This window comes from Acetonema longum DSM 6540 (genome assembly GCF_000219125.1).
GTDB lineage: Bacteria > Bacillota > Negativicutes > Sporomusales > Acetonemataceae > Acetonema > Acetonema longum.
The window spans coordinates 40179-61222 of sequence record NZ_AFGF01000240.1; the positions used below are offsets into that span (position 1 = coordinate 40179).

Sequence of the window (21044 nt, forward strand, 5' to 3'; positions counted from 1 at the left end):
CCTGCATTCCCCCTATATGTTGCTGCTCAGAGGAATTCTGACGGTGAACCGGCTGCCCTGGCCCGCGACGGATCGCACCGAGATTTTGCCGCCGCTTGCTTCAACCTCTTCCCGGACCAGCGCCAGGCCGATCCCTCTGCCACCCTGCTTGGTGGAAAATCCCCGTTTAAAGATCTGCCGCAGATGATCCCGGGGAATGCCGCAGCCACGGTCATCCACCTGAATAATCAAATGCTTCTTGCCCATGCCAATGCGCACTTCCGTATGGCGGCGGTCAGCTTCCAGCCCGCCGACGGCTTCTATGGCATTGGTAATCAGGTTGCCGAGCACCGTGACCATGGAGGTACTGGAAAAGTGAGGCGGTAATTTAGCCAGTTTGCAGCGTTGGGCAATTTTCAGCACGACTCCCTTTTCCTGGGCCTGGCTTACCTTGCCCAGCAGCAGCCCTGCCGTAGCCTTATCATGGACCCGCTCGACAATGTGGCTGATCAGTTCTTGTTTAGCCTGGTAAATCTGAGTAATCAGCTCGACGACCTTGTCATATTGACCCATCTGGATCAAGCCGGAAATGGCATGCAGCTTGTTGATAAATTCATGGGACTGAGCCCGCATGGATTCCAGGAGGCTCTTTACCCCGATGAGTTCTTCCGCCAGCTGTTTCACGTCCTCTTTATCCCGGAAGGTGGCAATGGCGCCGGTTACCTTACCGTTGGCGATCACCGGCACCCGGTTGGTAATCACGGCTTTGCCGCCCAGCATCTGTTCCTGGTCGTACTCGGCCTGTCCGCTCTTCACTACGCTGGGCAGCCGCGAATTCGGTATGACCTCGCTGATATGGCGCCCCACCGGATCCGCCGCCGTATTAATGGAGCTTAATGCCTTGTGGTTTACCAGCGTGATATAGCCGGCGCTGTCGACAGCGATGACCCCTTCGCGCATGGAGTGAAGCAAGGTGCGGTTTTGTTCCAGTAAGATGGTGGTTTCCCTCACTCGCTCCTGGAGTTTCTGATCGGTATCGGCATAAAGCTGGGCATTATGCACGGCCATGGCGGCGCTGTTGGCAAAGGTGGTCAATACCCGTATCTCGGAGCTGATAAACCGTCTCTCATCATGGATTCCCACCGATAAAAGGCCGATTACTCTGTTTTTGTTGCGCAGTTTAAGCACTACCAGCTTTTTTAGCCCTTCCATTCCGATAACATCTTGTAAACAGGAAATATTGCCATCATGGGCCGATGCAATGATGATATCGGATATGGGATAGGAACAGCGGGCAATCAGCTTGGGCGAATTCGGGTCGCGCCAGCCATGGGAAATCTCCGTGACAAAATCGCCGCCGGTATTGGCCAGGGAAACACAGCCGCACCTGGCCTTAAACAAACGCAAGGCATTGTTGACGATAAAACCCAGCACCCGGTCTAAATTAAGAGAGGACACCATATGCGAGGAAATCTCATTGATGACCCGCAGCTGTTCAAATTGCTTAAACACTGTTTCCTCATACAGCAAAAAAAAACACTCTGAAACAAATACTCTGGCCCGGTCCAACAAGGTGTCAATTTCACGGCGCATCGTGTTTAACACCACCAGATCCTCACCCAGGTAGAGGGTCATGGCGTCTTTTAACGATGTTTCGTACAAATCAAAGACAGCCATGATGTCGGACAGCCTGATGCCCTGCTCCAGGCGGGTCTTGCAAGAGCTGCTGAGAAAGGTCTTCAGATACTCGAAGGAGCCGCTGCGGACGGTATTCATTACCGCCCCTGTAAGTCCCTGAAATTCCGCCTCCAGCTGAGTCCGTTCCATGGCCAGGTATGATGCCGGCATACCTGCCTGTTCCAGTTCAGCGATAGCGCCGGAGTTAATGGCTTGCCGGATGCTGTAGAGAACCTTCACTAACTCAGCAATAAGCCCACTTCCTCCCCTAAAGTTTTTACATTAATTTCCGAATAATTGACGTAATTTTCTTTTAATTCTATTATATATATAATCAACATTTTTTTCCAGAAAAATTTAATTTTCAATGCAATGCAAAATGCCCGCTGCATAGTCTCAGCGCCCGGAAGCCGGTGCAGTGCAGCTTTAATGCTGAAGGAGGAGAAGGCAATGTCTGATAAGAATGAGCGCCAGTCCGTTCGTCAGTGTCAATGCCAAAAAGCGAAATCTGCCCCCAAAGCCTGGTTATGGCTAAAGAAGCAGATCAAAACAGCTGTCAGGGATTATCTCGAATGGGCCAAAAAAGTCCAGCAGTGAACCTAGCAGTGATAACCGGAGTGCAGTAGTGCCGCTTCCCCTCTGACCGGGTCAATCAGTAAGCCATGAATCCTGACAGTTGAAGGGATCAGCGGATTTTGGCGCAACGCTCCCACAAGCTTGAGCACTTCGCTTTCGACTTCCGTCAGGTCGTCCAGCCAAGACAGGATACTGTGTTCGAACTGCTCAATCCAATTCGCTTCTATTCCCTGGAGCCGCATCGAGTCTTTCAGCCGGTGGGGCGAGGTCTGCAATGCCCCACAGTCGTGATGACCGACAACGATGATTTCTTTTACATCCAGCTCATAAATCGCCAACATCAGACTGCGCAGCGCTGCATCAAGACTATTGCCGGCCACTGCCCCTGCCAGCTTGATAATAACTGCATCGCCCCGTTGAATCCCTAATGCCTCCTCTAAAAAACCTACCAGTCTGGTGTCCATGCAGGTAATTAATGCGATTTGCCGCCTCGGTTTTTTACTGAGTTTCTCTGGTTGAACTTGATTTTTTAATAGAAATTCAGCATTAGATTGCAGCAATTCGTCTAAAACTGTCATGGAACTCCCTCACCGCGGATAAATCCCATAAGTAAGGAAAGGTCTTCCCGGCTTTCTCCGGTCTTTATCAACAATTATAGTCCAGGATTTGTTAAACTCTAATGTATTCGAATATAATGAAAGTAAGTTTAATATTGTAAGTGGACATAACCATCAGCCATAAATAGCAATGAACAAAATGAAAGGACTGTTTTTATACAGTCCTTTCATTCCGCTCATCAGATTTTGACCCCGTCCCGCCACTCGTACACAGCAGGCCGCCCGTCCGCAAAATTTTGAATCACGCGGCCATGACGCCTGCCGTTGCGATGTTCTCCCTCATCAATTTGCACCGGCATACCGCCTACATACCAGATGGCTTTGCCGTAGCCGTTGGCAAAAGAATTGCCGTTGATACTGACGCTGCCGCCTTCCCAGACGACGCTCTCTCCTTCTCGCGGGAGAGGGTTCCAGATCAGGACGCCGGTTTTTTTGTCCTTAAACCAGCGGGATTGATCCGGAAGTGTTTTTAAAGCTGCCTGGATGGCCCGGCTGATACCGATCCCCGGTTCGGCAACATACCAGTGGCCCGGTTTATTATCGGTTTTAAGCAGACGGTCCGCGGCGTCATAGTCTGTAGACTCCAGCACCCGATATTCGGGTGGTTCATGAAGTCTGACTTCATGCCGGGAGACAATCGTCTTGATTCCCAGTTTACTGTAAGAATCACCAAAAATAACCTTGACCGTCAATTGCATGATTTCCTTATTTTTGCTAACGGAAGTAGTGTCTAAGTACAGGGAAACATCGTCCACGGTTTCCACTCGCACCCAATTGGCGGCCCAGACGCTGACAGGCGACAAACACCATATTATCACCTGGATGATGACGATCAGAGGTATCCACTTGCGCATCAAACCCCTCCAAATTCAACAATCTTCGACGTGATTACCATTATTATTCACTTTTGGCAAAGGTATCTCCTGCCAGAAGCAGAATCAAATACAATATTAAATCACAGCAGAAGCCGAAAAGTGATACTTTTCAAGTCTGCAAAAGGTGGGATTTCATGATGCAAAAAACTCATGTTGTCATTGTCGGCGCCGGTTTTGGCGGATTAAAAGCGGCTCAGGCTCTGGCCAAAGCACCGGTGCGAATTACGCTGGTGGACCGGCGGAATTATCACTTGTTTCAGCCTCTTTTATACCAAGTGGCCACAGCCGAACTGGCGCCAGCGGATATTGCCTATCCCATCCGCAAAATTTTCCGCGGCCGGCCGGATTTTGGATTTCATCTGGGTGAGGTGCAAAAAGTCAATTTGGCGGAAAAAAAGCTTTACACTGATACCGGGGACCTTGCCTACGATTACCTAATCCTGGCCGCCGGCGGCGAAACCAATCATTTTGGCATGGAATCAGTAGCCAAAAACAGCTTTGGCCTGAAAGACATCGAAGATTCCATCGTCGTGCGCAATCATCTGCTGCGGATGTTTGAACTGGCCGGTCGGGAACAGGACCCGGAAGTCCGCCGGGCCTTGCTGACATTTGTGGTGGCAGGCGGCGGCCCCACCGGCGTGGAGAGCGCCGGCGCCATCTCTGAACTTGTCGGTCTGGTACTGCCGCCGGATTATCCTCATCTTGATTTCAGCCAGGTGCGCATCATCCTTTTGGAAGCAGCCGGCAGACTGCTGGCCGGCATACCGGACAGGCTCGGCGATTATACATTCCGAGCCTTGCAAGACAAGCAGGTGGAGGTCCGCCTGAATACGGCTGTCAGCGAATTCAACGGCGAAAAAATCATCTTAAAAAGCGGCGGGGAAATTGCCACCCGCACCCTTATATGGGCGGCAGGCGTCAGGGCCGCCGCCCTGGCCAATGCCGTGGACAGCCCTAAAGCCAGCCTGAACCGCCTGGTGGTAACCCCTGCCTTAGAGCTGCCGAATCATCCGGAAGTATTCGCCATCGGCGATCTAGCCTATTTTGAGCAGCAGGGCCGTCCTCTGCCCATGGTGGCCCCGGTGGCGGTACAGCAGGCCAGCCATGCGGCGCAAAATATTATGCGTCATCTGGCCGGCCAGGACCGGCTTCCCTTTGTCTATAAAACCCCCGGCATACTGGCAACTATCGGCCGCAACAAGGCGGTAGCTGTCATGGGGCGCTGGCAGTTCAGCGGCTTTTTCGCCTGGGTCCTGTGGCTGAATGTCCATATTCTGCGTCTGATCGGTTTTCATAACCGCCTAAGCGTGTCCTTCAGTTGGGCCTGGGAATACCTCTTCTATGACCGGGTCGTGCGTCTGATGATGCCGGATATAGAAAATCTGCGAGAAAAATATGTAAGAAAGCCATAAAAGAACCGGAGACAATTATAGTCTTCGCCAGATAAAAAGCTATCAGAGGCTTCGACCAGAAAACAACAAGGCTTGGCAAAAGAGCAGCTTGCTCTATGCCAAGCCTTGTTGCTTTCCCGGAGTATTACGCCATATCCCGGCTGGCCACTACATCCACGCCAAGGCCCAGGATATTTTTGCAGACTACATCCCCTTCCCGCACCGGAGCTGTCACCTGGACGCCGGTAAGGCAGCGGACGCATTCCATCAGTTTTTCTTTGGGCAGGGGCGCGGTCGACACCACCGGCAGGAGAGGCAGACGGCCCCCCTTGATTCTGATGGTGGTAGTGAGGGTCCGCTGGGGATGCACGGCTTCCGTGCCGCCATATGCCTGACCCCGGGGGCAGGTAAAGCCCCGGGTTGCCACAACTTTTCCGCCGATGATCTCTACCTCACCGACACAGCTAATGGGGCAGACGATGCAGGGGATTCTTTTTATGATCGAACTGGTTGTCTGAGTCATTTTTCTCCCTCCTGTTGGGTCAGGGTAATTTTCACCGGTTCAGACCCGGGAGTAAACGCCGAGTCCGGCAGATCGGCCACGATCATCTCGCCGGGTTTGGCCATAGGCAGTTTGCGCCGCAGCAAGGATTTGCCGTCATAGTGAAACTCCAGGACAGCATTTTTCAAGGGCTGTGTCGCCCGCATAAAAAAGCGAACCGTTGCACCCGGTTCCGGCAGGCTGATTTTTTGCGGTACCACTCCCCGAATGCCTGACCCGGCTTCTACCGGGATCTGCTGGCCGACCGGCGCCATTAAGCCCTGAGCATATCGGGCGGCCTGAGTCCCGGCCAATTCGCCCTCTTCTGATACATGATCCACCAGATCATGAACGTGGACCACATTGCCGGCGGCGAAGAACCCGTCGAGGGCCGTCTGCCGTCTCTGGTCCACTACCGGACCGCCGGTGATGCTGTCTAAAGGAACCCCCGCTGACCGGGAAAGCTCATTTTCCGGAATCAATCCTACTGATAGCAGCAGGCAGTCGCAGGGAATATCAAATTCCGTTCCAGGCACCGGGTTACGGTTTGCATCCACTTCCGTACAGGTCACGCCGGTGATCCTCTCCCGGCCGTGAATGAAGCTGATGGTATGAGCTAAATACAAAGGAATGCCATAGTCCTCCAGGCACTGGACCACATTGCGGGTCAGACCATTGGAGTAGGGCATCAGCTCAACCACCCCTTCCACCCTGGCCCCTTCCAGGGTCAGACGCCGGGCCATAATCAGGCCGATATCCCCTGAACCCAGGATCACAATGCGCTTGCCGGGCAGATATCCTTCCATATTGACCATCCGCTGAGCCGCCCCGGCGGTAAAGATCCCGGCCGGACGATAGCCGGCCGTGCGGATGGCCCCCCGGGTTCTCTCCCGGCAGCCCATAGCCAGAACCACTGCCTTGGCCTTCACGGCGACAATTCCCCGGCTGGGATTCACGGCCCATATGGTCTTATCAGCCTGAATCTCCAATACCATGGTATCTTCCATGACCGTAATCGCCGGCTCCTGCTGCACCATCCGGATGTAACGGGCAGCGTAGGCCGGCCCGGTCAGCTCTTCCTTAAACCGGTGCAGACCAAAACCGTTATGGATGCACTGCTGGAGAATTCCTCCCGGTTCCCGGTCCCGCTCCAGCACCAGTACGCTCTTTGCTCCGGCCCTGGCAGCGCCGAGAGCGGCAGCCAGCCCGGCCGGGCCGCCGCCGATTATCACCACGTCATACAATACATCATTCATCAGCCTTCACCCCGCTACCCGCTGCTTTTTCATAGAAGATATAGGATGCCTTATCGTCTTTACGGACTTGAGTAACCGGAATACCCAGCTCCCGGGCCAAAATGGCCGTCACCCGCGGACCGCAGAACCCGCCCTGACAGCGTCCCGACCCAGCCCGGGTGCGGCGTTTGACCCCGTCTATGGTACGAGCGCCGCAGGGAGAATGAATGGCAGCGACAATCTCGCCTTCGGTCACTGTCTCACAGCGGCAGATAATCCGTCCGTGGAGCGGATTTTCCTGCACCAGCTTTTGACGCTGTTCCATGGTCATAGCATTGAAGGCCGGTTTAGGAGGATTCGCGGCAATGAAACCGGCCTTAGGCGCCAGTTTCAACCCGTCATCCGCCAGGATAGAAACCACCTTTTCAGCAATAGCCGGAGCAGCCGTCAGGCCGGGAGACTGAATACCGGCCACCTGGATCAGTCCGGGCACTATATCAGAAGGGCGGATGATAAAATCCCCATCGCCTTCGGCGATAGCCCGGTTGCCGGCAAAGGTGGTGATAGCCGCCGCCAGTGGCAGATTGGGAACCAACCGTCCGGCACCGGCGATAATCCGCTCCATGCCGGCCGCTGTCACCGAAATATCGTCCTTGGCCACGCTGTCCTGGGCATCCGGACCAATGAACATATTGCCGTGAACCGTGGGAGCAACCAGTATCCCTTTGGTCTGTTGTCCCGGCACGGGGAAAAGAACGGTATGGATCAGACTGGCAGCGGTTTTGTCAAACAAAACGTACTCGCCCTTGCGGGCCCGGATCCTGAAGCTGTCGTCGCCGGCCAGACGGCTGATTTCATCGGCGTGAAGGCCGGCGGCGTTAATCACGTAGCGGGCGGTAAACCTGCCCTTGTCGCTGTGGATCTGAATCAGGCCATCCTCCGTCTTCTCCAGCCGGCGAACGGTTGCTTCGGAGAATAGGCGAATTCCGTTGCGTATCGCGTTTTCCATAAAGGCAATGGTCGCACCAAAGGGGCAGATAATGCCGGCCGTAGGCGCCCACAAAGCGCCCGTGACTTCCGGCGACAGATTCGGTTCACGGGACAGAACTTCTTCTTTTGAAAGGATCTGCAGATCCGGAACCCCGTTCACCTGTCCCCGTTGCTGCAGTTCCTCCAAACCGGCCATTCCCTCCTGCCCCCTGGCTGCCACCATGGATCCGGTCCAGGCAATATGAAGGTCCAGTTCCTTTTCCATCTGGTGGTAAAGTTCATTACCCCGTACATTCAATTCAGCTTTCAGGCTGCCCGGTTTGGCGTCAAATCCGGCATGGAGTATGGCGCTGTTGGCTTTCGATGTACCCATGGCCACATCCGGCTGGGCTTCCAGGACAATGGCCGTAACCTGGAAGCGTGATAACTCCCTGGCGATCGCTGCACCGACAATTCCTGCTCCGATAACTGCAACATCTACCTTGTCACCTGTCATTTGAGTCACTTCCTTTTTCTGATTCTACCGGAAAAAAGTATGAGATGGCCCAGGCAGGTATACACCCCACCTAATGGACCATCTCTTCTTCGCTGGCCGGTTATTAATTTGCAGAATAACTAAACTGATGGAATTCTTACATTGAGTTATTCTGCAGCAACTGGCTTTATTCCTCCCAGTCCATGGCCCGTTTAACAGCTTTTTGCCACCCTTTATACAGTCTTTCTTGCACCGTGCTGTCCATCTTGGGCTCAAACCGGGTATCGAGCTTCCAGTTCTGTATCAAATCTTCCTTGCTGCTCCAGACTCCTACCGCCAGCCCTGCCAGATAAGCAGCCCCCAGTGCGGTGGTCTCGGTCACCCGGGGCCGGTCAACCGGGACGCCCAAAATATCGGCCTGGAACTGCATTAATAGGTTGTTGCCAACCGCGCCGCCATCCACTTTAAGAGCCTGGAGCGTGATATTGGAATCAGCTTCCATAGCGCTCAGCACATCTTTGGTCTGATATGCCAGGGAATCCAGGGTGGCCCGGACAATATGGGCTTTGGTGGTGCCGCGGGTTAATCCCAGAATAGCGCCCCGGGCTTTCATATCCCAATAGGGAGCCCCCAGGCCGGAAAAAGCCGGTACCACATAAACCCCTTCTGTGTCCTGAACTTTACGGGCGAAGTATTCAGAATCAGGGGCGGTTTCGATGAGCTTGATCCCGTCCCGCAGCCATTGGATGGCAGCGCCGGCAATAAAGATACTGCCTTCCAGGGCATATTCCACTTTTCCGTCCAGGCCCCAGGCAATGGTGGTCAACAGGCCGTTTTTAGACTCATACACCTTCCCGCCGGTATTCATCAGCATGAAACAGCCGGTACCGTAAGTGTTTTTGGCCATGCCGGGTTTAAAGCAGGTCTGGCCGAACAACGCCGCCTGCTGGTCCCCCGCCGCACCGGCGATGGGAACCGACGCTCCCAAAAATACGCCCGGAGCGGTATGACCATACACTTCACTGGACGAGCGCACTTGAGGCAGCATGGCTTCCGGCACATTCAGCTCCGCTAGAATATCCGCGTCCCATTTCAGTTGATGGATATTATACATCAAAGTCCGGGAGGCATTGGAGTAATCCGTTACATGGATTTTGCCGCCGGTCAGTTTCCAGATCAGCCAGGTATCGATGGTGCCGAACAGGATTTCTCCCTTGATAGCCCGTTCTCTGGCCCCTTCCACATGGTCCAGGATCCATTTCACCTTAGTGCCGGAAAAATAGGCGTCCACCACCAGGCCGGTTTTTTGCCGGAAGGACGGCTCAAGCCCTTTGGCCTTAATGTCATTGCAGATGTCCATGGTCTGGCGGGACTGCCAGACTATGGCGTTATAAATAGGTTTGCCGGTGGCTTTATCCCAGACAACGGTGGTTTCCCGCTGGTTGGTGATGCCTATAGCCGCAATGTCGCCCGGATTAACGCCGGCCTTAGCCACTGCTTCGGCAGCCACACCAATCTGGGTGCTCCAGATTTCTTCCGCGTCATGTTCCACCCAGCCGGGCTTGGGATAAATCTGGGTAAACTCCTTCTGGGCCACGGATACGATGCCGGAGTCCTGATCGAACAGGATCGCCCGGGAACTGGTCGTGCCCTGATCCAGGGCCAATACATATTTTTTAATCATAGCAGTCACTGTCACTCCCCTCTATTTTTCCCGATTTCTACCCGGCTAAACCCACTAGTCTGGCTAAAAGATACGCAATCACGCCGCCGAGCATCGGACCAACCACCGGAACCCAGGCATAACTCCAGTCTGAGCTGCCCTTGCCATGGATAGGCAGAACGGCATGGGCGATACGGGGCCCCAGGTCGCGGGCTGGGTTAATGGCATAGCCGGTGGGACCGCCCAGGCTTAAGCCCATGGACCAGACCACAACACCGGCCAGGAAGGTGCCGAAGCCGGGTGCTATGGCACCGACAGTTTTGGAGAAGATAGCAAAAAACGCAAACATTAACATGGTTGTGCCAATAATTTCGGTGATCAGATTAGCCGTCGTATTGCGCACGGCGGGACCGGTAGAGAAAACAGCCAGCTTGGTTCCCTGGTCTTCGGTCAATTCCCAGTGGGGCAAATAGGCAAAATACACCAGGCAGGCACCGACAAAGGCGCCTGCCATTTGAGCCGCCATCAGGCTGAATGCCACGGGAAAAGTATATACGTTATTCAGTGTTTTCGCCAGGGTCACGGCCGGATTCAGATCGGCTTGCACCGAGCCTGTGGCTATAGCGGCGAATGCGCCCAGAACCACTGCAAAGGCCCAGCCGGTAGCAATAACAATCCAGCCTGATCCTTCCCCTTTAGATTTTTTCAGCACCACATTGGCTACCACGCCATCACCCAGGAGAATGAGAACCAGCGTGCCTATGAATTCACCAATAAACGGACTCGACATGATTAAATCCCTCCTAGTTTATAATTTCGAGAAGTTAACTACCTGCCGTGGGTGCGGCATCTCCCCCTTTTCATCAAAAAATTATTCAGTCGGCTGACAAAAATCTAATGAATCGGATTATTCTGCCATGCAGGCTTTTTAACTGCCCTTGGGCATATGCTTAGCCTCCGCGCTGCGCTGGCAGCAACCTGTGAGAGCGGCACCGCCAGGGAAGCTTCAATCACAGCGATTACAGTCCCTTCCACCAGCGGAGCATCGGCGATCACCACCCGCTGCCGCAGCTCAGATTCCAGCAGTTCAATCGCCGTTTGAGCGCTAAGTACGGCGCTTCCCAAGTCTACCAGCACCACCACTCCATCGCCGGTATCGGCGGCCGCGATAGCGGCGGCGATCTTCACCGCATCGGTCCCGATGCCGCCGTCCGCCGTCCCCCTTGCGGCAATCACCTTCTGGCCGGCTTTACCCATCTGCCCGGCAATCTCGCAGGTCCCCTCCGCCACTTTGGCGCTGTGGGACACTACCACCACTCCGACCATGCCTATACCTCCAGCCGGCGGCAATAATCCGTCAGGGCGCTTAACATCAGATAGACGGAAGTGGCCCCCGGGTCCTGATGGCCCAGGCTACGTTCCCCCAGATAACTGGCCCGGCCTTTCCTGGCAATAATGGTTTTGGTGTATTCCACGCTGGCCAGGGCCTGATCCCGGGCAGCCGCAAAGCAGTCGGCCAGGCTGCCGCCTTTTTCCCCTGAAGCCATAAAGGCCTCATGGGCCGGTTCTAAAGCGTCCAGCATGGTTTTTTCGCCGGTGGTTGCTTTGCCCCGTTCTTTAATGCCGCCAATGGCTGCCTGCAGCATCTGCTTCAGGTCGTCGGCGGTCAGGGCGGTCTTGCCCTGACCGATGGCTGCGGCCCGCAAAAAGGCAGTGCCGTAAAGGGGCCCTGATGCTCCCCCCCACGGTGGATAACAAGGTCATGCCTGTCAGTTTCAGGATGGCCGCCGCGTCTGAGTCCGGGCTGATGCCGGAAAGTTTGGCCAGGACCGCTTCAAAGCCCCGGGTCATATTGATTCCATGGTCTGCGTCGCCAATGGCCGCATCCAGCTGAGTCAAAAATTCCTTATTATCGATCATAGCTTTCCCTATGGCTGTTAATGCGTCTACTATGCAGTTCAAAGCAATCCCCCGCTTTTAGGAGACCGTTGAAAAAGGCCCATCTGCGTCACTTCAGCCTCCTGCCGGCGCGCTGTATCAGAATTCATGACTTTTCAGAGATTGGTAATAGTGGATAATCTCGCATGAATGAAAAGTCATCTGAATTCTTCACTGTACGGAGACGCAGAGCTTCTCTCTGACCTAGCATCCGGACCTTTTTGAACGGTCTCAGATTCCAGCCCGCAGATGAGGTTTGCAACGGACTCTTAGTTTCCTGACAACCTATTAAAAATTACACTTGCATCCAGGCCGGTGTATCGGCAGGCGCCAGCAGCAGTTTTTTCAGTTCATCGTCCAGTTTGAGCAGTGTGACGGAATAGCCGGCCATTTCCAGGGAAGTCATATAATTGCCCACGTAGGTTTTAACCGTCTCCACTTTGAGTCCTTTTAATATTTCCGCCACTTTCCGGTTGACAATGTACAGCTCCATCATAGGAGTGGCACCCAGGCCATTGACTAAAACCGCTATCTGATCCCCGGCCTTAAGGGACATATCGGCCAGAATCTTGTTGACCAGGTGCGCCGTCATTTCATCGGCGCAGCGCAGCGTTTCCCGGTGTGTACCCGGTTCGCCGTGAATCCCCATGCCGATTTCAATCTCGTTCTCCGCCAGGGTAAAGCTCGGTTTGCCGGCTGCCGGCACGGTACAGGGAGATAAAGCCAATCCCATGGACCGCACATTGGCAATCACCTTTTCCGCTACCCGCCGGACTTCCGAAAGAGAAGCGCCGGTCTGAGCCATGGCGCCGGCTATCTTGTGCACGAATACAGTGCCGGCAATACCGCGGCGCCCGGTAGTCCAGGTGCTGTTTTCCACCGCCACATCGTCGTTGACCACCACTTTTTCCACAACGATGCCTTCGGCCTGAGCCATCTCCGCCGCCATTTCGAAGTTCATAATATCGCCGGTGTAATTTTTGATGACTAACAATACCCCTTTACCGCTGTTCACCGTCTTAATGGCTTCGTAGACCTGATCCGGGGTTGGCGAAGTAAATACGGCCCCGGCAACAGCTGCGTCCAGCATCCCTTTGCCCACATAACCGCTGTGGGACGGCTCATGACCGCTGCCGCCGCCTGAAACCAACGCCACCTTATTGGCCACCGGCGCATCAGCCCGCGTTAAAACCTGAAATCCCAAAATCCGCCTTACATACTGAGGATGAGCCGCTGCTGCCCCCTGCAGCATTTCCTCCACGGACCCAATCCGGCTGGTTAACGACCTTTTTCATTTGCCCTGCCTCCTCTCAATTTTATAAAAAAAATCCAAATACACCATGTAATCACGGTATATTTGGACTTCTCTGATTCAGTCCCGATATTGTTCTTATATTCATAATTATGACTCTAATCAAACAAATATGTCAATCCCTAAATCAAACATCAGCGTAAAATATTGTTCCAAAGCTCCCGCCGGCTGGTGCTGACGGCACAAAGCCCATTCTTTAAAGCCGCGCGTACATCCGCCTCCGTAGTCAGCAGCCCGCCTCCCAGCACGGGAAGATTGGTGGCTTTCACCAGGTCACTGATCACCTCCGCCGGAACTGATGCCGGCAGCACTTCAATCGCATCCGGTTTGAATTGCTGCAGGACATGCACGCCTGTCCGGAGAGCTTCTGAATCCATGACAAACATTCGCTGGATCACCAGCATTCCTTCGGCCCGGGCATGTTTGGCCAGGTGAGACTTGGTGGTAATGATGCCTTTGACCCCCATACGGGCCAGCATTTTTATCCCAGCCCGGTCTTTTCCCACCCCTTCCAGCAAATCCAGGTGAATCAGCAGCAATTTTTTGTATTCTTCACTCCGGGCCAATAATTCCGGCAATAGATTGATATCGCCAAACAGCAGGATGATACTGGGGCTGGATGTATTCTGCAGAGCATACCGGAAATCATCCTTGGTCCGGACCGCCGGAATCACAGTCTTATCACCGGATAGCATCCGTAAAATATACTGACCCTGCATTCTCTCACATCCTTCTGAATTTATATGGTATTACTATTCAGTCTTAAACACCCAACCTCCTGCCAAAGAATCATTTTTACCCGGCACATATATCTGCAAAATACACCGGATTGCAAATGAAGCCAAAGTCACACCCGCAGGAGCAACACGCAAATGAGCCCTTTTCAACGGCCCCCTATCAGATCTTTGATTACTTCGCCGGCGGCGATCAACCCTGCCACCGAAGGTACAAAGGAAATACTGCCGGGAATCTGACGCCGGACAGTGCATTTGCGGGTGGTCCCGGGGGGACAGACACAGCCCAGGGCACAGCTGGTTGCCTCGGTTTCCTGGGGCTTAAGGGGCTCTTCCCGGGAATAAATTACCTTCAGGGACGGGATACCCCGCTTTCTCAGTTCCTGACGCATCACCTTAGCCAGCGGGCAGACCGAAGTGGCAAAAATATCGGCCACTTCCAGACGGGTGGGGTCCAGTTTGTTGCCGGCGCCCATGCAGCTTATGATGGGAATGCCTTTCTCCCGGGCCCGTATTACCAGATCTATTTTACCGGTAACGGTATCAATGGCGTCAATAATATAGTCATAATCCTCGTGAATCAGCTGGCAGGCCGCTTCCGGCAGATAGAACTGCTGATAGGCCGTCACTTCCGCTTTAGGATTGATGTCCAGGATTCGTTCCTTCATGACCTCGACTTTAGGCCTGCCGATAGTTTTGCGGCTGGCATGAAGCTGACGGTTGATGTTGGTCAGGCAGATGCAATCGTCATCCACCAGGACCAATTTGCCGACACCGGCCCGGACCAGGCCTTCCACGGCAAAAGTCCCCACGCCGCCGATGCCGAAAACCGCTACTTTGCTGCGCGCCAGCATCTCCAGGCCCTGTCGGCCGATTAACAGTTCTGTCCGGGAAAATTCGTGCAACATGATGTTCACCTTTCCTGAATCAATCATCAATTAAGATTCTGCAATTTCGATTACAGTTAGAATTACATAGAGCATTTATTATTATATACTAATATCAGGCCGTCAGCCAATACAATCCGGCGCGGCAAAATTCGTCGTATTTTGTCGTATTTTCCTGTGCAAATATTGACAGGCCTCCTCCCTGATGCTAAAGTAAATTTCAGATAGAATAAGCATCTGTTGGATCATTGCAATCCTTTCGGATCCATATTCTTGAAGATTGACGAGAGGGGGAAAACCATGAAAAAGCTTTTACTTACCCTGGCAGCTGTCTGGGTACTGTGCGCCGGAACAGCCTTGGCCGCTCCGGTGAATAATTTATACGTAGGCGGTACGGCTGCCGGCTACATGTTCCAGGCTGCCGATCCGGATGCTCACACCCTGTACCTGGAGCACCAGCTGTTTGAAAAAGTGGCTATCGGCCTGCAAATCAGCGATGTAGAAGGTTGGTCCGACACAGAAAACGATCTCTACGGTCAATTGCTCTTTTCGGATAACTTCCGCGGCATCGTAGGAGTGCGGGATTACGGTCCCGAGAGTGATCTCTACCTGGGCGCTGCCCTTAACGGAGAACTGGCCGAAGATACCGAAGGCTATGCTTCCATGATCATTGGCGGCGACTTCGATGAATTCCAGGTCGGCATCAACTACCGGATCCATTACGGCGTAGACCTGAATGTCAATTACAAATCCACCAGCTACGACGGCGGTTACGACCGCAACGGATTTGGGCTGGGCCTGACCTTCCTGTTCTAGGACTGGTTTTTAACTGTATCCTCAAAGAAGCGGCGATGCCTCCACGGCATCGCCGCTTCTATTCATACGGCATTTATAGAAGTCTATGGCAACAACTCATCTGTAGCCTCGAATCTGGGACTGTTCAAAAGGTTCAGATGCTAGGTAAGAGCAATGCCTGCGTTGCCATACTGAAGAATTTAGGTGATTTTTCGGTTTATGAGAAAACATCGCTACCACCTATCTCCCGAAAAGTCACAAATTCTGATAGCGCGACGAGGACGGGCGTGAGACTGTACGGTTGGAGGGTACGTCGAACGCCCGCAGGAGCAACGCGACACAGATGGGCCTTTTTCAACGGTCTCCTATAGGCCCTTTACTGAAACGGCTAGAGTTGCAATCGCTTCCCGGGCATTGTACAGAGTCTTATAATCGTCCTGAGTCATCTCTACCGTCCGCCCGTCCAGTCTCTTAATCCCCGGCATTAAGCAAACCACATCGGCCATGACGGTGGTCTGAAACTCGATGGTTAGCGTAGCCGGCGAGGCAAAGCTGTATAATGGGATGGTTTTCAAATCCGACTCCAGCACCGAACGGACCGCTTCAATGGTTTCCAGACGCAGGGCCGCAGGCGGCCTGTTTTTGGCGGCAAAACGGCTCAATCCTGTCTTGGTGGTCACATAGCGCGCCCAGGGCATGGCGTCAGGCTGCATTAATTCCAGACGCAAGGCCTCATCTCCGACTACCAATCCTACAGGGACCGAATGATAGCCGGCATACGCGCTGTTCAGCAGCGCCTCGCTCATCAACCGTCCGTTCACCATAATTTTATGAAAACAGCTGGTATAGGTGTGATCCATGACGCCGTGGAGGGCGCCAATGCCGCTGTGGTAACCCACCAGGAACACCACATCGCAGGCGGAATCCAAGGTCGGCATCATATAATTGGGGCGGGGGCTGCCGGAAATGAGATGCAGCCTATCATCCAACGAGGCAATATCATAAAATACATTGTCGCCCTTGGAATGAGAGTCCGCTAAAACGATCTCATCGATATTCAGGTTGACACCGCTTTCCTGAATCCCTTCCAGAACCCACTCCACCTGCTGCGTCATATATTTGCGCACCATATTGCGGTCAGTTCTTTCCTGGTCCCAGTCCACCGTGCCGGCTATGCCTTCCATGTCCAGGGAGATGTAGACTTTCAATCTGTTCGCCTCCTTATAGGGCTTTTTTTAATATAATATATTCCACTGCCCGTTGCCGGTCAAAGTCAGCTTGCCCCGATGAAACGCATTCAGGGTGTTGCGGTGGCCTACGCTGACAATGGCGGTACGGGGAAGTTTATCCTGCAAGAGTTGATATAATGCCTTCTCAGTGGGTTCATCCAGGGCCGAGGTGGCCTCGTCCAGGAACAGCCATTCCGGCTGATGCAGGAGAGCTCTGGCAAAAGCAATCCGCTGCTGTTCTCCCAGGGAAAGAATGTGAGACCAGTCGGCCGTCGTATCCAGATGGTCGATGAGTTCGGAAATCCGGCAGAGTTCCATGATCTCCCGCATCACCCCGTCACTGACCCGGCCTGGAGTCCCCGGATACATCAGAGCTTGCCGCAGGCTCCCCAGTGGCAGATAAGGCTTTTGCGGAATGAACAGGACTTTCTGTCCCCGGGGGACGCTGATCGTGCCCTTGCCAAAGGGCCAAAGGCCGGCTAATGTCCGCAGCAGGGTGCTCTTGCCGCTGCCGGAAGGGCCGGCGATCAGCAGGGTTGCTGCCGGAGCCAGCTTCAGTTCCAGGCTGCTCAGCAAATTTTCCCCGCCGGGAAGGTCAATATCCAGACTGGTGACAATGATCTCCGGGGCGCTGTGTCCGGTTAACCGGATGTCTTTTTCCCGGTCCATGACCATCACAGCCTGCATATGATCGGTAAACCCGGACAAACGGTTGACCACCGCCCGCCACTCGGCCAGCTGCGGATAGGCATCGACAAAATAGGACAAAGCATCCTGAACCCGGCCAAAGGCCTCAGTAATTTGCATCAGGCCGCCCAGCTGAATCTCTTTGGCGAAATAGCGGGGCGCAGCCATCAGAGTAGGGAAGATGATAGCAATCTGCGCATAGCCCGAGGTAAACCAGACCAGTATTTTCCGCCGGCGGACCAATTCCAGGAAGTTTTCAATAACGCGGGCGAATCTGCCCCGGAACAAGTTCCGTTCCTCAGCTTCTCCCCCGTATAGGGCAACGCTTTCGCTGTTTTCCCGCAGGCGGATCAAGCTGAAACGAAAATCAGCCTCATACCGCTGCTGGTTAAAGTTCAGGTTAATCAGCGGCCGGCCGATCCGGGCGGTCAGCCAGGTTCCCACCGCGGCGTAACAGATGGCTACCCACAGCATATACCCGGGAATGGCAATCTGTCCATTCCCCAGCGGCAGATTTAAGGTTCCCGACAAGGCCCAGAGAATGCCGGCAAAAGAGACTAAAGTGACAGAAGCCTTTAACAATCCCAGAGACAGGCCCATAGTCAGGCTGACGAACAGGCCCACATCCTCGCTGATCCGCTGGTCCGGATTGTCAGTGCCTGTCTTCCAGAGCTGCATGCGGTAATAATTCCGGTTGGTCAGCCAGTCCCCCAGATAGCGCTCTGTCAGCCAGCGGCGCCAGCGGACCTGCAGTATCTGCTGCAGGTAGAATGCATACACGGCAATGATGATATAGATAGCGGCCAGCGGGGCAAAATCCCGCAATGCAGCCCAGGTTCCGGCAGCATCGAAATTCTGCAGGGCATTGTAAAAGGTGTTGTACCATTTGTTAATCAGCACCAGCATATACACACTGCCCAGATTCAGAGCCACAATTACGGCCAGCAGCGCCAGCGCACGCCATTTTTCCTCTGATTTCCAATATAATCGGGTCAGCCGCCAAAGGTCCCGGGAAAACCGTTTATGCAAAATCTCCACGATCCACTATCCCTTCCTGATCCTGGTTCCGGAAAAGAAAAAATAAAGCTGGTTGTTTATTCGCTCTTGATTCGGGAACTCCTGCCGGGACAAAGAGAGAATCTTAATCTTTAACATCTTTATTCTGCCGCAAAGCTCCCGGGCCATCCTGTGCTACGGCCACTTCGGCCTCGCCGAAAGTTTTCATATCGTTCAGAACATGGAGCGCCGCGTTCAAAAGAGACATGCCCAAAGCCGCGCCGGTACCTTCGCCCAAGCGCATATCCAGGCGCAGATAGGCTGGCAGGCCGATCAGGTCTAAAGCTGCCTGATGGGCCGGTTCCGCCCCAAGATGAGACCCGATCAGGTAATCTCTGGTCTGAGGCGCCAGTTTTACCGCGATTAAAGCCGCCGCACCGGTGATCACTCCGTCCAGAACGACCACGGCGCCGCCGGCGGCAGCGCCCAGGATGACGCCGGCCAGGCCGGCAATCTCAAAACCGCCGACTTTGCTCAGCACATCCAAAGGGTCCTCTCTATCCGGGTCGTTGACCGCCAGGGCGGTTTCCAAAACCCTGATTTTCTTATGGAGACCGGCATCAGATATGCCGGTGCCCCGGCCGGCCAGTTCCGTCGGTGTCTTGTCGCTGTAGCAGGCGATGATAGCCGTACTGGGGGTGGTATTGGCAATACCCATTTCCCCCAGTCCCAGAATACGGGACCCTTTGCCGATTTCGTCCCTGGCGACGACCATCCCTAGTTCTATGGCCTGTATGGCTTGTTCCCGGCTCATGGCCGGGCCGCGGGCGATATTTTCCGTCCCCTGGGCAATCTTGGCAGCCCGCACCTGGGAAAAAGACGATAGGTCCGCCGCTGCGCCGATATCCACCAGAACAAGCCCGGCCTCCACATGTTCGGCGAATACATTGATGGCGGCGCCGCCCCGGCAAAAGTTAGCGATCATCTGGACCGTCACCGCCTGAGGATAGGCGCTGACCCCTTCTGCCGCCACACCGTGATCGCCGGCCATAAGAATGATGCTTTTCTGGAAAGACCGCGGCCTGGGATTGCCAGTGATTCCCGCCATCTGACGGGCCAGATGCTCAAAAGAATGGAGACTGCCTAAAGGTTTGGTCAAATTGTCCAGTCTGATCTGGCACTGGTCCATGGCTGCTGTATCCAGGGGCTTAATAAGAGGCGGCTGAAATACCCGCCTTCCTTGTGAAAAGGAGGTGTCACGCAGTGACAAAGGGATTGAAGCCTCCTCCCCCTGTGACTGAGTCGGCATCCTCGNACTTCCCCTGGCACTCCAGCGAAGGCCCCCTTTCACAAGGGGCGGATTCTACGCCGCCAGCCGGCCCAGAAATTCCGGCCTGCTCAAACGTCGCCATTTGATCCAGCGTCTTAACCGCCACTGTCAGCATATCCACCACCACTGACGCGCCAATGGCTTCTCCCAGCCGTACCCCCATATCCACGCAGGGTTCCAGGCCCAAAAACCTCAGGGCAAAGATGTGGGCCGGCTCGGTGGATAAGTGGGAGGCCAACATGTACTCTTTGCTGCGGGGATGAACGGCATGGGCGATCAAAGCTGCCGCCGTTGTATTCAGACCGTCCAGGATGACGGCGCAGCGGTTGGCTGCCGCCCCCAGGATGACCCCGGCCAAAGCGCCGGTTTCAAATCCTCCTATCTTTGACAGTACGTCCATCCCGTCAGAAGCATCAGGCAGGTTGACGGCCAGGGCCCGGCGGACCACATCGAGTTTGACCAGCAGCCGGCTGTCGGATATGCCGGTGCCCCGTCCGGTGACCCGCTCCGGCGACAGACCGGTAAAAGCGGCGACAATCGCCGCGCTCGAAGTAGTATTGCCGATCCCCATTTCTCCTAAACTGAAACAGTTGTAGCCCTGCTTCACCCGGTCATTGACGATTTCGATGCCGGTTTCTATCGCAGCCAGAGCCTGCTTCCGGCTCATGGCCGGCCCCTGGGTAAAGTCTTCAGTGCCATAGGCAATCTTTCTATGCCACAGTCCCGGAACATAGGACATGTCTCCGGCCACTCCCACATCCGCCACCACCATGTCCGCGCCGCAGAAATTGGCGAAGGCATTGGCGCTGCCGCCTTTGGACAGCAGATAATTGGCCGTCATCTGCAGGGTGGTTTCCACCGGATAGGCGCTGATCCCGTGCCGGGCCACTCCATGATCCGCCGAAGCGATCACCATGCAGCAGCGAGGCGAATCCGGCCGCGCCTGCCGCCGGATTCCCCCATACTGTCTGACCATACTCTCCAGACGCCCCAGACTGCCCACAGGCTTGGTGAGGCTGTCCAGCCGTTCTTGCACCGCCCCCATGGCGGCAACATCAGGATCAATGATTCCCAACAGTGTCTCGGACAATAAATTCATTGCAAAATACCCCCTGTA

Annotated in this window: 18 protein-coding genes and 2 pseudogenes; 3 read left to right on the forward strand and 17 right to left on the reverse strand. The window is 54.4% G+C overall.

The annotated features are described in order from the left end of the window. Positions 1-12 precede the first annotated feature (12 nt). Positions 13-1896 (reverse strand): ATP-binding protein, encoded by a 1884-nt coding sequence (locus ALO_RS18350; protein ID WP_004099120.1) that lies wholly within the window; start codon positions 1894-1896, stop codon positions 13-15. A gap of 210 nt (positions 1897-2106) precedes the next feature. On the opposite strand from ALO_RS18350, the gene ALO_RS22640 reads away from it, so the two are divergent. Then, on the forward strand, positions 2107-2253 hold the full coding sequence (locus ALO_RS22640; protein ID WP_004099122.1) for a hypothetical protein: 147 nt from the start codon (positions 2107-2109) through the stop codon (positions 2251-2253). Between the two features lie 2 nt (positions 2254-2255). Here ALO_RS22640 and ALO_RS18355 read toward each other — a convergent pair whose 3' ends face one another. Continuing rightward, positions 2256-2810 (reverse strand): beta-class carbonic anhydrase, encoded by a 555-nt coding sequence (locus ALO_RS18355; RefSeq protein ID WP_004099123.1) that lies wholly within the window; start codon positions 2808-2810, stop codon positions 2256-2258. Between the two features lie 218 nt (positions 2811-3028). After that, complete coding sequence (locus ALO_RS18360; RefSeq protein WP_004099124.1) at positions 3029-3703, reverse strand: MORN repeat-containing protein; 675 nt, start codon at positions 3701-3703, stop codon at positions 3029-3031. A gap of 155 nt (positions 3704-3858) precedes the next feature. Between ALO_RS18360 and ALO_RS18365 the strand changes: the two genes are divergently transcribed. Next, positions 3859-5136 (forward strand): NAD(P)/FAD-dependent oxidoreductase, encoded by a 1278-nt coding sequence (locus ALO_RS18365; protein WP_050807052.1) that lies wholly within the window; start codon positions 3859-3861, stop codon positions 5134-5136. Between the two features lie 124 nt (positions 5137-5260). On the opposite strand, the gene ALO_RS18370 is transcribed toward ALO_RS18365, so the two are convergent. The 10 genes and pseudogenes from ALO_RS18370 to ALO_RS18415 all read right to left on the reverse strand — a co-directional run bounded on the left by ALO_RS18370 (position 5261) and on the right by ALO_RS18415 (position 14911). After that, positions 5261-5638, reverse strand: a complete 378-nt coding sequence (locus ALO_RS18370) for a DUF1667 domain-containing protein (protein WP_004099126.1) — start codon at positions 5636-5638, stop codon at positions 5261-5263. Further along, the gene (locus ALO_RS18375) at positions 5635-6912 is read right to left on the reverse strand and encodes an NAD(P)/FAD-dependent oxidoreductase (protein ID WP_004099128.1); all 1278 of its coding nucleotides are present in this window, start codon (positions 6910-6912) and stop codon (positions 5635-5637) included. Before ALO_RS18375 ends, ALO_RS18370 begins: the two co-directional genes overlap by 4 nt. Then, a complete protein-coding gene (locus tag ALO_RS18380; RefSeq protein ID WP_004099129.1) occupies positions 6905-8377 on the reverse strand; it encodes an NAD(P)/FAD-dependent oxidoreductase in 1473 nt (490 codons plus the stop codon). Before ALO_RS18380 ends, ALO_RS18375 begins: the two co-directional genes overlap by 8 nt. Positions 8378-8543: 166 nt before the next feature. Further along, positions 8544-10040: a glycerol kinase GlpK gene (gene glpK / locus ALO_RS18385; RefSeq protein WP_004099131.1), complete on the reverse strand. Its 1497-nt coding sequence runs from the start codon at positions 10038-10040 to the stop codon at positions 8544-8546. A 37-nt stretch (positions 10041-10077) separates the two neighbouring features. After that, positions 10078-10809 carry an MIP/aquaporin family protein gene (locus ALO_RS18390; protein WP_004099133.1) on the reverse strand — a complete coding sequence of 244 codons (732 nt, stop codon included), beginning with the start codon at positions 10807-10809 and terminating at the stop codon, positions 10078-10080. Positions 10810-10913: 104 nt separating this feature from the next. Beyond that, entirely contained in the window at positions 10914-11345 is a 432-nt protein-coding gene (gene dhaM, locus ALO_RS18395; protein ID WP_004099135.1) for a dihydroxyacetone kinase phosphoryl donor subunit DhaM, read from the reverse strand. 2 nt (positions 11346-11347) lie between these two features. Then, positions 11348-11939, reverse strand: a pseudogene (gene dhaL / locus ALO_RS23865) (dihydroxyacetone kinase subunit DhaL). Positions 11940-12252: 313 nt separating this feature from the next. After that, positions 12253-13252, reverse strand: a pseudogene (gene dhaK / locus ALO_RS18405) (dihydroxyacetone kinase subunit DhaK). Positions 13253-13403: 151 nt separating this feature from the next. Further along, the gene (locus tag ALO_RS18410) at positions 13404-13988 is read right to left on the reverse strand and encodes a glycerol-3-phosphate responsive antiterminator (RefSeq protein ID WP_004099147.1); all 585 of its coding nucleotides are present in this window, start codon (positions 13986-13988) and stop codon (positions 13404-13406) included. A 164-nt stretch (positions 13989-14152) separates the two neighbouring features. Then, positions 14153-14911: a tRNA threonylcarbamoyladenosine dehydratase gene (locus tag ALO_RS18415; protein WP_004099150.1), complete on the reverse strand. Its 759-nt coding sequence runs from the start codon at positions 14909-14911 to the stop codon at positions 14153-14155. A gap of 279 nt (positions 14912-15190) precedes the next feature. On the opposite strand from ALO_RS18415, the gene ALO_RS18420 reads away from it, so the two are divergent. Beyond that, the gene (locus tag ALO_RS18420) at positions 15191-15706 is read left to right on the forward strand and encodes a hypothetical protein (RefSeq protein ID WP_004099153.1); all 516 of its coding nucleotides are present in this window, start codon (positions 15191-15193) and stop codon (positions 15704-15706) included. A 344-nt stretch (positions 15707-16050) separates the two neighbouring features. On the opposite strand, the gene ALO_RS18425 is transcribed toward ALO_RS18420, so the two are convergent. The 4 genes from ALO_RS18425 to cobT (ALO_RS18440) all read right to left on the reverse strand — a co-directional run bounded on the left by ALO_RS18425 (position 16051) and on the right by cobT (ALO_RS18440) (position 21026). Continuing rightward, on the reverse strand, positions 16051-16893 hold the full coding sequence (locus ALO_RS18425) for a M55 family metallopeptidase (RefSeq protein WP_004099155.1): 843 nt from the start codon (positions 16891-16893) through the stop codon (positions 16051-16053). Positions 16894-16920: 27 nt separating this feature from the next. Further along, positions 16921-18642: an ABC transporter ATP-binding protein/permease gene (locus ALO_RS18430; protein ID WP_040293867.1), complete on the reverse strand. Its 1722-nt coding sequence runs from the start codon at positions 18640-18642 to the stop codon at positions 16921-16923. Positions 18643-18742: 100 nt separating this feature from the next. After that, positions 18743-19867 (reverse strand): nicotinate-nucleotide--dimethylbenzimidazole phosphoribosyltransferase, encoded by a 1125-nt coding sequence (cobT, locus tag ALO_RS18435; protein WP_004099159.1) that lies wholly within the window; start codon positions 19865-19867, stop codon positions 18743-18745. Next, on the reverse strand, positions 19854-21026 hold the full coding sequence (cobT, locus tag ALO_RS18440) for a nicotinate-nucleotide--dimethylbenzimidazole phosphoribosyltransferase (RefSeq protein WP_004099161.1): 1173 nt from the start codon (positions 21024-21026) through the stop codon (positions 19854-19856). Before cobT (ALO_RS18440) ends, cobT (ALO_RS18435) begins: the two co-directional genes overlap by 14 nt. Positions 21027-21044 lie beyond the last annotated feature (18 nt).

Bases quoted from the DNA above. Each gene is read 5' to 3' on its own strand.
- ALO_RS22640 (WP_004099122.1), top strand. From the start codon at position 2,107: ATGTCTGATAAGAATGAGCGCCAGTCCGTTCGTCAGTGTCAATGCCAA.
- ALO_RS18355 (WP_004099123.1), bottom strand. From the start codon at position 2,810: ATGACAGTTTTAGACGAATTGCTGCAATCTAATGCTGAATTTCTATTA.
- ALO_RS18360 (WP_004099124.1), bottom strand. From the start codon at position 3,703: ATGCGCAAGTGGATACCTCTGATCGTCATCATCCAGGTGATAATATGG.
- ALO_RS18365 (WP_050807052.1), top strand. From the start codon at position 3,859: ATGATGCAAAAAACTCATGTTGTCATTGTCGGCGCCGGTTTTGGCGGA.
- ALO_RS18370 (WP_004099126.1), bottom strand. From the start codon at position 5,638: ATGACTCAGACAACCAGTTCGATCATAAAAAGAATCCCCTGCATCGTC.
- ALO_RS18375 (WP_004099128.1), bottom strand. From the start codon at position 6,912: ATGAATGATGTATTGTATGACGTGGTGATAATCGGCGGCGGCCCGGCC.
- ALO_RS18380 (WP_004099129.1), bottom strand. From the start codon at position 8,377: ATGACAGGTGACAAGGTAGATGTTGCAGTTATCGGAGCAGGAATTGTC.
- glpK (WP_004099131.1), bottom strand. From the start codon at position 10,040: ATGATTAAAAAATATGTATTGGCCCTGGATCAGGGCACGACCAGTTCC.
- ALO_RS18390 (WP_004099133.1), bottom strand. From the start codon at position 10,809: ATGTCGAGTCCGTTTATTGGTGAATTCATAGGCACGCTGGTTCTCATT.
- dhaM (WP_004099135.1), bottom strand. From the start codon at position 11,345: ATGGTCGGAGTGGTGGTAGTGTCCCACAGCGCCAAAGTGGCGGAGGGG.
- ALO_RS18410 (WP_004099147.1), bottom strand. From the start codon at position 13,988: ATGCAGGGTCAGTATATTTTACGGATGCTATCCGGTGATAAGACTGTG.
- ALO_RS18415 (WP_004099150.1), bottom strand. From the start codon at position 14,911: ATGTTGCACGAATTTTCCCGGACAGAACTGTTAATCGGCCGACAGGGC.
- ALO_RS18420 (WP_004099153.1), top strand. From the start codon at position 15,191: ATGAAAAAGCTTTTACTTACCCTGGCAGCTGTCTGGGTACTGTGCGCC.